Origin of the sequence: Acetobacter sp. (genome assembly GCF_047721705.1) — a bacterium.
Lineage (GTDB): Bacteria > Pseudomonadota > Alphaproteobacteria > Acetobacterales > Acetobacteraceae > Acetobacter.
In genome coordinates, this window is the sequence record NZ_JBDNXK010000021.1 from 29930 (window position 1) to 40302 (window position 10373).

The 10373-nt window shown below is 61.4% G+C and carries 7 protein-coding genes and 1 pseudogene; 4 read left to right on the forward strand and 4 right to left on the reverse strand.

What is annotated here, in order from left to right; all coding sequences use genetic code 11:
- Nucleotides 1-47 precede the first annotated feature (47 nt).
- A complete protein-coding gene (locus ABF824_RS05720; RefSeq protein ID WP_415486926.1) occupies nt 48-1202 on the forward strand; it encodes a glycerate kinase in 1155 nt (384 codons plus the stop codon).
- On the opposite strand, the gene ABF824_RS05725 is transcribed toward ABF824_RS05720, so the two are convergent.
- From ABF824_RS05725 to ABF824_RS05735, 3 genes are read right to left on the reverse strand one after another with little or no spacing between them, the layout of a single operon-like run.
- Nucleotides 1193-2026 carry a hypothetical protein gene (locus ABF824_RS05725; RefSeq protein ID WP_415486928.1) on the reverse strand — a complete coding sequence of 278 codons (834 nt, stop codon included), beginning with the start codon at nt 2024-2026 and terminating at the stop codon, nt 1193-1195. The genes ABF824_RS05720 and ABF824_RS05725 overlap by 10 nt on opposite strands.
- Nucleotides 2019-6578: an AAA family ATPase gene (locus tag ABF824_RS05730; protein ID WP_415486930.1), complete on the reverse strand. Its 4560-nt coding sequence runs from the start codon at nt 6576-6578 to the stop codon at nt 2019-2021. The genes ABF824_RS05725 and ABF824_RS05730 overlap by 8 nt, the downstream gene beginning before the upstream one ends.
- 60 nt (nt 6579-6638) lie before the next feature.
- The gene (locus ABF824_RS05735; RefSeq protein WP_415486932.1) at nt 6639-7259 is read right to left on the reverse strand and encodes a thioredoxin domain-containing protein; all 621 of its coding nucleotides are present in this window, start codon (nt 7257-7259) and stop codon (nt 6639-6641) included.
- Between the two features lie 212 nt (nt 7260-7471).
- On the opposite strand from ABF824_RS05735, the gene ABF824_RS05740 reads away from it, so the two are divergent.
- A complete protein-coding gene (locus ABF824_RS05740) occupies nt 7472-7861 on the forward strand; it encodes a hypothetical protein (protein WP_415486934.1) in 390 nt (129 codons plus the stop codon).
- 53 nt (nt 7862-7914) lie between these two features.
- On the opposite strand, the gene ABF824_RS05745 is transcribed toward ABF824_RS05740, so the two are convergent.
- Nucleotides 7915-8973, reverse strand: coding sequence for a lysine-2,3-aminomutase-like protein (locus tag ABF824_RS05745; RefSeq protein WP_415486936.1), 1059 nt, complete (start codon nt 8971-8973; stop codon nt 7915-7917).
- A gap of 174 nt (nt 8974-9147) precedes the next feature.
- Here ABF824_RS05745 and epmA point away from each other — a divergent pair, with 174 nt between their 5' ends.
- Together epmA and ABF824_RS05755 are read left to right on the forward strand one after the other, a co-directional pair.
- Nucleotides 9148-10077 carry an EF-P lysine aminoacylase EpmA gene (epmA, locus tag ABF824_RS05750; RefSeq protein ID WP_415486946.1) on the forward strand — a complete coding sequence of 310 codons (930 nt, stop codon included), beginning with the start codon at nt 9148-9150 and terminating at the stop codon, nt 10075-10077.
- A gap of 81 nt (nt 10078-10158) precedes the next feature.
- A pseudogene (locus tag ABF824_RS05755) lies at nt 10159-10373 on the forward strand (hypothetical protein); the annotation flags it as partial.

The window sequence follows — 10373 nt, forward strand, 5'->3', positions numbered from 1 at the left end:
TTTTTGCGTTAGGGAGCAGTGAGTCTGTCGTATGAAGGGAAAGAGCCGTGAAAATTGCCATCGTCTGTGATTCCTTCAAGGAAAGCTTGACAGCCGAAGCTGTGACGAAGGCGATCCAGAGCGGCTTTCAGGAAATATTCCCTGAGGCGGACTTCGCTCTTTGTCCTGCCGCAGATGGCGGGGAGGGAACTGTCGCCGCACTGGTCAGCGCAACTGATGGACGTCGGAAAGACGTTCAGGTGACGGGACCACTTGGACAACCGATAGACTCCTTTTTCGGCATCACCGGAGATGGGCAGACGGCGATCATCGAGATGGCAGCCGCCGCTGGACTGGAAGCACTTGAAGAAACGCAACGTGATCCGGCCGTAACGACGACGCGCGGTGTCGGTGAACTGATCCTGCATGCGCTGGACGAAGGGTGCCGTCATCTGATCCTCGGCCTTGGTGGAAGCGCCACGAATGATGGAGGCGCTGGCATGGCACAGGCGCTGGGTGTGCGACTTCTGGATGAAAAAGGAGCAGAGCTTGAGGGCGGTGGCGTGGCCCTGAGCCGACTTGCGAAGATTGACGTTGCTCGCCTCGACCCTCGAATCGATGAATGTCTGATTGAGGTGGCTTCGGATGTCGATAATCCTCTTCTTGGGGAAACCGGCGCTTCTGCCGTTTTCGGCCCCCAGAAGGGTGCGTCACCTGAACTGGTGCGAGAACTCGATGAAGCACTGGGTGTGTATGCGGAACGTCTTCATACTGATCTGGGAAAGGATGTCGCCTCCATCCCCGGCTCCGGTGCGGCAGGCGGCATGGGCGCGGGCGCCATGGCGTTTCTCGGAGCGCGGCTTCGACCGGGGTTCGAAATCATCAGTGAGATTCTGAACCTTGAGGCTTTGCTGGAAGGTGTGGATCTGGTGATCACGGGTGAGGGCCGCATTGACGGTCAGACCGTTCGCGGCAAAACCCCCGCTGGGGTGACGGCGATAGCCAAAAAACTGGGCAAACCGGTCATCGCTTTTGGTGGTTCGCTCGGAAAGGATGTCGAGCAGGTCCACGCCATTGGAATCGAGGCCGTCTTCGGGACGATTCCACGTCCCTGTAAGCTAGCGGAGGCGCTTTCAGAAGCTGAACTCAACCTTACTCATGCCGCCAGAAATGTTGCGGCGAGTCTCAGCTTGGGGATGAAACTGGCTGAGAATCAGCTCTGATCGAGAATGTCAGCGAATGTGTCGGGATGGTCGGTGACCACGATATCCACCGGTTCATTCAGTAACTGACGGGTGGCGGACTGATTCGTGGTGGGGTCAGGGCTGTTGGCGATCACGGCATCAGCCTCGCGGTGCGCGATCTGAAACAGGCTGGGAGAAGCATTGGCAGGGAGATAGACCGCGAACGGATGGCGGCCAGCAAGACGCTTTGCTTTGCGCTCATCGTCGGTCGAATGCACCGGAAATGCGACGATGATGGAGCGGTCTGCGTTGAGTGCTTCCCGGGCGGTTGCCGTGTTCTGGGCAAACAGCACAGTCCGTTTTCTCATGCCGGTCGAACGGATGGCCTGCACGATATCGGTCGCTGGTGCGCCATTCGCCAAGGTGAGCATCACCAGTTCATGGCGCTTGTAAGACAGGGAAAGCGCGTCGCTCAGCGGTACCGGATGATCGCCCGTGACGAGAAGCACGCCTTCCGGAGAGCGTGTGACACCCAAAGACACCATGGTTGGGAGCTGCTGGATCGGCTCCGCATGAGTCGGCAGAAGCTTGTCCGACAATGTGCTGGCCGAGGCAGATTTCTCATCCGGAAGCGTTTCGGTCGCGGCCTTGCCGCTCGCGCAGATGACCAGTCCGTGATGGATGCGGGTGAGCAGCGCGTCGGCATGGGAATCGCGCCATAGCACACCAGCGCCGACGGCAATGATCACCCCGAGCGCGATCCGCGCGTTCCGGCGGCATGGCTTGGAGAGCAGGGGACGTCGTGCAGGTTTGGAATGGGGAACATCCTGCTGCATGGACGCGGTGGTTGAAGGATCAGGCATGTGCCTCTTCCTTTTTCGCTGCGCCCGCCATTGCGGCGGCACGTTCAAGATCAACGGACAGGACGCGGCTTACCCCGCGTTCCTGCATGGTGACGCCGTATAGACGGTCCATATGGGCCATTGTGAGCTGATGATGTGTCACTACTAGAAATCGCGTTCCGGCTTCTGTCACCATGTCACCAAGCAGGGCGCAGAAGCGCCCGACATTGGCATCATCAAGAGGCGCGTCGACCTCATCGAGGACACAGATCGGCGCAGGGTTACAGCGGAAGACCGCAAAAATAAGAGATAGGGCGGTCAATGCCTGTTCGCCACCCGACAGAAGCGACAATGTCGCAAGCTTCTTCCCGGGTGGCTGGGCGTAAATCTCAAGACCAGCCTGCAATGGATCGTCGCTGCCGACAAGCCCCAAATGCGCGCGCCCTCCGCCGAACATGCGTGAGAACAGGGACTGGAAGTGGTGATCGACCTGTGTGAACACCGCCATCAGCCGCTCACGGCCTTCCTTGTTCAGGGCTCCGATGGAGCCTCGCAGACGCGCGATTGCTGCTTCAATTTCAGTATGTTCGCGGAGAATGACCTCGATCTGCTGTTGGGCTTCCTGAGCTTCGAGATCGGCGCGCAGATTGACGGGACCAAGTTCCTCCCGTTCCCGCGTAAGGCGAGAAATTTTTCTGCGCAGACTCGTCTCGGCCGACTCGGTAAGATCGGTTACGGGAGCAGTCGGTGGTTCGGGTGTTTCCACGAGTAGCTGATCGAGAATCGCCTGCGCCTGTTCGCTCTTGCTTTCACTCCGCACAAGCGTTTCACGCGCCGCCGTCAGCTCCGCTTCCGTTTTGCGGCGGCTTTCCTGTGCTTCCCGCAGACGCGTTTCCGCCGCTTCTCTCGCAGCACTGGCAGTCTTGAATTTTTCCTCGGCTTCAGTGAGGGCGCGTGCGGTGCGCTCCCGAAGTTGTACGACTTCCTCAGGCTGGGCCGAAACCGTGCGATGTTCTTCCGCCACGGCTGCAAGACGTTGCTCGGCGGAGGAAAGATCCTGCGTAGCCGCGTCCCTGCGTCCTCGCCATTCCGTCAGCGCGGCCTGAAGCGCGGTTTCCCGGCTCGTTAGCGTTGTGGCCTCCGCCGTGAGAGCTGCTCTTTGTTCCTGTGCCACCTGCTCTTCCAGACGAAGGGCGGCGACCTGTTCACGCAAGGCTTCGACCGAGCCAAGCTGGCTCACATCCAGTGCGGAAGAGGCGGCGGCAGATTCAGCTTCCGTGAGAGTCGTCTGTGCTTCGGTCACTTCGTCAGTGAGAGCCGCAAGACGGGGTTCCATAGCGGAGAGGCGACCGCGAATTTCCAATGTCTGTGCCTGCAACGCGCGATGATGGGCTTCCACGCGTGTGACTTGCTCAGAGGCAGCATCCAGTGTGGAGCGTGCAGCCACAGCAGCTTTTTCCGCTTCTTCCGCTGCTGCCTGCGCCGCGTTCAGCGAGACCATTGCGGCAGTCGGGTCGGCTGCTTCTGTCAATGCCGTTTCAGCGACGCGAAGCGTTTCCTCGGCTGTCTGGCGTTCTGCTTCCAGACGGGTCAGTTCAGGTGAAATGGCGGACAGGCGTGATTCCGCATTGCCATGCTGCGTTTCCGCATGATCGCGTGCACGGCGCGCCTGCTCGAAGGCTTCATTGGCCTTGCGTCTGGCGTCCCGCGCGGCGGCTTCCGCCTGTGCCGCGTTCTGGTCACGCACTTTTGCGTCTTCATGCGCCGCTTTCAGCGCTTCAGCATCCGGAAGAGCGTCTCGTGCCTTTTGCGCCTGTATGAGCGCCTGCCGGCGGGACGCCAACGCCTGTGAAGCCCGTTCATGCTGGGGCTTCACAGCGTCGAGGCGCGCGCGCGCCGCAGCGTGGCGGCGGGAGGTCTCGGCTTCGACGGAACGCGCCTTGCCGAGCGCCACTTCAATTTCCGCGCGGTTTGAACGTGCACTCCGGACGGCCTGAGCGGCTTCTGTCTGAGCCGTTTGTGCTGTTTGGACGGCCTGTTCCGCAGAGGGAAGATCGGCGGATACTTCTTCCAGCCGCGTCTGTGTCTCCCGCAGAACCCTGCGCTGGGCGAGGCGATTGGCGGCGGCGCTCGGTTGCCCCGCCATGACGCGATACCCATCCCAACGCCAGAATGCCCCATCGCGGGTGACGAGACACTGTCCGGGACGCAGATGCGAGGCCAGCATCGCACCCTGTTCGACGGTCTCGACAAGACCAGCCTGCCCCAAGGCGCGGGTCAAAGCGTTCGGAACAGTCGGCAGCAGGGAAGAGAGGATGGGCACGTCTATCGGGAAGGAGGCCGCGTCCGTCAGCGAAGGCAGAGTCAACCAGGCGCGGGGAGCGGAAGGATCGACGTCAGCATCAGCGGCATCCAGCCCTTCCGCCAGCACGGTGGCAACGGCAATTTCCAGTCCGTCCGGAATGTTCAGTCGTTCGGAAATTGGCGTGCCCCGTTGGCTGTCATTCTCATCGTCGGCTTCCAGCGCCTGCGACAGACCATCGATACGTGCGCGCAACTGCGTCAGTTCGGCGCGCAGATTTTCGAGGGTGGCTTCCTTCTCGCGCGTTTCGGCCGTTGTCCTTGTGGCGGCTTCTTCAGCGCTCGTCAGAGCGGCTTCAGCCTTTGTCAGCTTTTCCTCTTCCTGCGCCCGAAGTGTTTGCGCCTGTTCAAGAACGGCATCAGGGACGGCATTTGCCTTGGCGGCCTCAAGATCGCGGGCGAAGGTTGCGGCTTCCTGTTCGGCACGACGCAAGGCGGATTCGGCTGTGCGGACCGCCTCAGCGGCTGCGGTTCGAACAGTATTGTCCTCCTGCGCGCGTGCTCGTGCCTCGACCAATGCAGCCGAAGCGGCGGCGCGTTCGGTCTCGGCGGTCTCGAGGGCGGCTGCAGCGGCTTCGCGCGTCTTTTCTGCCTCGGTCAGGGAGGCAGCCAGAGCGGTGCGCTGTTCCTCCGGCACAAGGCCACGTTCAGTCTCCGCCTTGCGGGTGGCAAGGGCTGCGAGATCGCGGTTCAACGCTGTCAGCGTTGCCTGAGCGGCCGCTAGAGCTTTCGCGCGTTCCGCATGCCGCGTTTTCGTGGTTTCAGCGGCGTTTTTGGCGATGGAAAGCGCCACCTGCGCTTCCGAACGTTTCTGCGCGGCCCCATCAGCAGCTTCCCGGCTGGCCGTGAGTGTCGTCGTGGCCTCTTCAACGGCCTGCGCTGCGCTGACCAGCGCTTCCTCTGCGGGCAATTCGTTTCGTAGCGTTGTCAGTTCCGCTTCCAGCGCAGTGCGGGCTTGAGACAGTTTTTCGTGCCGAGCCCGCGCTGCATCCAGAGCCGCCTGAGCCTGCTCCGCACGGTTTTGCGCGGCAGAGGCAGCCGCCATGCCACGTTCAAGAGCGGCGGCCGCCTCGCTCACCGCCGCCTGCAGGCGGGTCATGGTCGCGTCCACTTCAGCCTGTCGTTCAGGCAGGCTGGCTCGTGCCGCGTCGATTTCCGCTTTTTCTTTTTCCAGTCGCTCCAGTGTGGCCGAGGCATCCTCAGCACGGGAGCGAGCTGCTTCGTGGTCCGATTCAGCCTGCTGCAACCGTTCCGTCGCAGCTTCTGCAGCCTGCGAGGCCCGCTGTTCTTCCAATGCGACGCTTTCGGCGGCGACGCGGTGCCTCTCCAGCGCGGTGCGGGCCAGTTCCGCTATCTCGCGGATGGAAGGGAGAGCCTTGTCCGCCTCATATTCCCCAAGAACTGCCGTTTCCGCCGCTTCTTCCGCAGCGATCAGTGCCGTGCGGGCAGCCTGGGCTGCCTGTTTCGCGCGTTCGACCTGGTGACGTGCCCGCGCGTGGAGCAGGGCCAGCAAGGCAATTTCTGAATCCCGCAGGGCAGCGGAGAGTTCTCGATATTTGGAAGCCTGTTCGGACTGGCCGGTGAGTCCTTCCAGACGTGATTCGAGCTGTGTGCGGAGGTCTTCCGCACGGGTAAGATTGGTTTCCGTTGCACGGAGCTTGAGTTCGGCTTCGTGCCGACGGGCGTGCAGGCCGGTAATGCCAGCAGCTTCCTCAAGGATCGTGCGCCGCTCTTCCGGACGTGCGCCGACCAGCATGGCCACTCGGCCCTGACTGACCATCGCCGAAGAACGTGCGCCAGAAGCCAGGTCCGCGAAGAGGGTCTGGACATCGCGGGCGCGTGTGGTTTTGCCGTTCAGGCGGTAATCGCTGCCAGACCCGCGTTCGGCACGACGTGTGACTTCCAGTTCATCCTGTTCCGCGAAAGCGCCCGGCCCAAGCCCTTTTGCGTTTTCAAGACAGAGGGTGACTTCCGCCAGATTGCGGGCGGCGCGACTGGTGGTGCCCGCAAAGATGAGATCGTCCATCTCGCCGCCGCGCAGGGAGCGCGCGGATGTTTCGCCCATGGCCCAGCGCAGCGCTTCCACCACGTTGGATTTGCCGCATCCGTTCGGCCCAACAATGCCTGTCAGGCCGGGCAGAATGTCCACCGAAACAGGATCGGCAAAGCTTTTGAAGCCAGCGATCCGGAGTTGCGTAAAGCGTGCGCTCATGGGGTGCGTGACGGAGCGGGGCCGCGCGTTTCAGACACGTCTGACGTCCGCTGTTCTGCTTCAGCCGCCAGCCGCGACGACCTGTTTCTCGAAATCGGCGTAGGTCATCTCGCCCTGGCTGTGCATGGTGCTGTTGAAACGGAACGTCGGCGTGCTTTCGATCTTGTATTCGGTCTCGGCGCGCTGCTGCTCGGCAAGGATGGCGTTCTGGAGCGCGGTATCGTTCACGGCGTTGTCGAACTCGGCAGGGGACATGCCCGCCAGTCCGGCCATCTTGCGGAGCTGCTCGACAGGATTGACGTTCTCGCCATAGGCCCAGCGGTCGAGATTGGAGAACAGGGAAGTCATGAACGGCTCATAGCGTTCCAGCGGCAGGCTGCGCGCTACCTGTGCCGCAACAAGGGCGGAACGGTCGAGGGGGAAGTCGCAGAACACATAGCGAATCCGGCCTGTGTCGATCAGCTTCTTGCGGATCTCGGGAAACACATCCAGTTCAAAGCGGGCGCAGTGCGGGCAGGTGAAGGAGAACCATTCCTCAACCACGACCTTCGCGTTGGTGTTGCCGAAAGCACGCGGTGCAAGGCGTGGATCGGTGGCAGCCGCAAGAGCCCGTCCCACAAGCGCTGGGGTCAGCGCGGCAGGGAGGGAGGCAGCAAGCAGGGCACGGCGTGTAAGCGACATGTCATGGAACTCCGCAAGGTTGGGCCACGCTGAAAAACGGGTGGTCAATGGCTGGTCTTGCACGCAACCGTCAAGTCCGGAGCCTTGGTCACCCTAAAACTTTCTTCAGAACTGGCGTGTCGTTGGAATGCTGTTTTTTGTCACAATTTTGCGCCATAGTCCGTTCTGACCCGCTCCGAAGCGGGCCGGTACTCTGTGGATATGGCGTTTCAATGAAAAAAATACTCTCTCTTTCTCTGGCGGCACTCATAAGTGTCGGTTCTGTGCCGCTGGCGCACGCCGAGCCGGGTGGCTGCCTGAAATACGGAGCAGCGGGAGCGGTCGGTGGCCATGTCGCCAATCATCACGGTGTTCTCGGTGCGATGGGCGGGTGCGTGACCGGCATGTATGTCCGTCACAGATATCGCAAGGAAGCCCGGGCCAAGGCAGCTCTCTACGACAAGGAGCATCCGGGTGCGAAAGGCACTTACGCCGAGAAGGCCACGGCCTATGACGTCGAGCATTCCACCCAGCCGGGCGCAATGACGCCGACCACACCGAATGGCGGCGCTCCGGTTCAGACGCCTGCCGGTCAGCCTGCTCCCGCAGGCGCGCAGATGTAATGAAGTGAAAATGGCGCTGCGGTTTCTGCTGCAGCGCCACTTTCATTCTGCTTTCAGGTGGGCGACACGAGAGAATGGTGTCGCCCATCCGGATCGCTCACCGACGTGAGGGATTCATCAAGATAATCCGGTCCGAGCGGCACCTTGCCGTAGCCCCCGGGAATATCCAGCACATAGGTTGGCCACGCCAGCCCTGTCACCCGTCCGCGCAGCCCTGCAAGAAGGGCCCGCCCGCGTTCGATCGGCACGTGGAAACGCGACGTGCCGGGAGCGGGGTCCAGCTGGTGCAGGTAATAGGGTTTGACCCGACTTTCGACCATCGCCCTGAACAGCCCCTCAAGCGCTTCTTCGGTGTCATTGACCCCATGAAGCAGAACCGACTGGCCCAGAACCGGAATGCCCATGCGCTGGATCTTCCGAAGTGCGGCACGGCCTTCCGGGCTGAATTCACGCGCATGGTTAGCGTGCATGACCAGCCACACAGCCTTGTCGGTATCCATGGCGCGGACAAGTTCGTCGGTTATTTTCTCTGGCGCGGCGAGGGGGACGCGTGAGTGAATGCGCAGCGTGGTGACATGCGGAATGGCGGCCAGTTCCGCCATGATGTGGGCAAGCCGACGCGACGAGAGCATCAACGGATCGCCACCCGTGAGGATGACCTCGCGGATCGCCGTGTGTTCACGTAGCCAGTTGAAAGCCCGCTCCAGAGCTGCCTCATCCAGCAGTCCGCCATCAGGGCCGACATGCTCGCGACGAAAACAGAAACGACAGTAAAGGGGACAGATCAGCAGTGGTTTGAGCAACGCGCGGTCGGCATAGCGATGCACGATGCCCGGCACGGGGGAGAGCGCGTCATCGCCGATCGGATCGGCCCGTTCATGAGGCGCTGTTTCAAGTTCCAGAGGCGAGGGGATGACCTGAAGGCCAATCGGGTCATCCGGTGTCTGAATCAGAGCGCGAAAAGCAGGTGGAATAGCGGTTGCATAACGCGCTTCGACATCGGCGATTTTTGGTGCGATGCCATCCTCGATCAAGCCCGCTTCCAGTAGATCCCGAGGCGTGCGAAGGGTGCGCGATGTGGCTGGGGCAGAAGAAGAGGGAACGGAGGACATGGCCGCTTCTAGCGTTCTGGCACCGCGCGAAGCAACTTCCAGTTCATGGACGAAAGCTGCACTTCGTGAGATAACGTTTCGGGTGAGGAAAGATTGACCGGCTACGACGCATCTCAAGATATTGATCCGGCGCGTATCGCCGAGCGGCTTCCGCTGCTGCGGCGTCGGGCGCTGATGACACAGGCGACGCGCGCCTTTTTCGAGGCTCGTGGTTATCTGGAAGTCGAAACGCCTTACGCGGTGCCAACGCCCGGCGAGGAAGTGCATCTGCATGTGTTCGCAACGGAACGGGAAACCCCCGAAGGCCAGCGCGAGCGCCTCTTTCTTCATACCAGCCCGGAATTTGCGATGAAGCGCATCGTTGCCGCGACGGGTGAGAAGGTCTTCCAGCTTGCTCGGGTCTGGCGCAACGGCGAGGGCAGCGCCCTCCATGCGCCGGAATTCACCATGCTGGAATGGTATCATCCGGGCGCAGACATGTCGGATCTGATGGATGAGACGGAGACGTTCGTTCGACGGTTGCTTCCTCCGACCGTAATGCGCGAAGGCCGAACGATTCCCATTGACGTGCCTTTTGAGCGCCTCACCGTGGCTGAGGCGTTCACCCTGCATGTCGGTGCCGACGTTCTGGCTACCGAGGGTGATGCCGCTGCGCTAGCGGAGCAGGCAGGCTGTGCTCTGCGAACCGGCGAGACGTGGGAAGATCTATTTTTTCGGCTGCTGCTGGAGCGTGTCGAGCCTGTAATCGGGCGTGAGAGGCCTACATTCCTCACGCACTGGCCATCCAGTCAGGCGGCGCTTGCCCGGACCTGCTCCCACGATCCGCGTGTTGCCCTGCGGTTCGAGCTGTATGTTGGCGGTGTGGAATTGGCCAACGCTTTTGTGGAACTGTCTGACGCAGTCGAGCAGCGTTCCCGCTTTGAAAGCGACCGCACGCGGCGGCAGGCACTCTATCCGGATCGTCCGGTCTGGCCGCTTGATGAGACGCTGCTTTCTGCCCTGCCATCCCTGCCGCCCACTTCGGGTATAGCGCTCGGCTTCGACCGGCTGGTGATGCTGGCGACTGGTGCGCCGCGGTTATCTGATATTTTCTGGCTGCAATGAGAGCTGATCGCCATGCAACAAAGCGGTGACAGAAACGATGTATCGCTACTAGAATCACGTAAGGCTTTAAGGATTGATGTCATGATCGACAAACGCATCGTGCTGGTTCTGGCGCTGGCATCCTTGGCGGCGTGTTCAGGGCCAACAGAGGCGGAACGTAAGCAGCTCGACTCTCTGATCGGCAAGACAGAGGTCGATGTTGTTCGCACGTACGGTGTGCCCACGCGCACCTTCATGGCACAGGACCGCCTGTTCCTCGCCTATATCGACAACCAGACCTCCTATTCCCCCGGTTC

Bases quoted from the DNA above. Each gene is read 5' to 3' on its own strand.
- ABF824_RS05725 (WP_415486928.1), bottom strand. From the start codon at position 2,026: ATGCCTGATCCTTCAACCACCGCGTCCATGCAGCAGGATGTTCCCCAT.
- ABF824_RS05730 (WP_415486930.1), bottom strand. From the start codon at position 6,578: ATGAGCGCACGCTTTACGCAACTCCGGATCGCTGGCTTCAAAAGCTTT.
- ABF824_RS05740 (WP_415486934.1), top strand. From the start codon at position 7,472: ATGAAAAAAATACTCTCTCTTTCTCTGGCGGCACTCATAAGTGTCGGT.
- ABF824_RS05735 (WP_415486932.1), bottom strand. From the start codon at position 7,259: ATGTCGCTTACACGCCGTGCCCTGCTTGCTGCCTCCCTCCCTGCCGCG.
- ABF824_RS05745 (WP_415486936.1), bottom strand. From the start codon at position 8,973: ATGTCCTCCGTTCCCTCTTCTTCTGCCCCAGCCACATCGCGCACCCTT.
- epmA (WP_415486946.1), top strand. From the start codon at position 9,148: ATGACACAGGCGACGCGCGCCTTTTTCGAGGCTCGTGGTTATCTGGAA.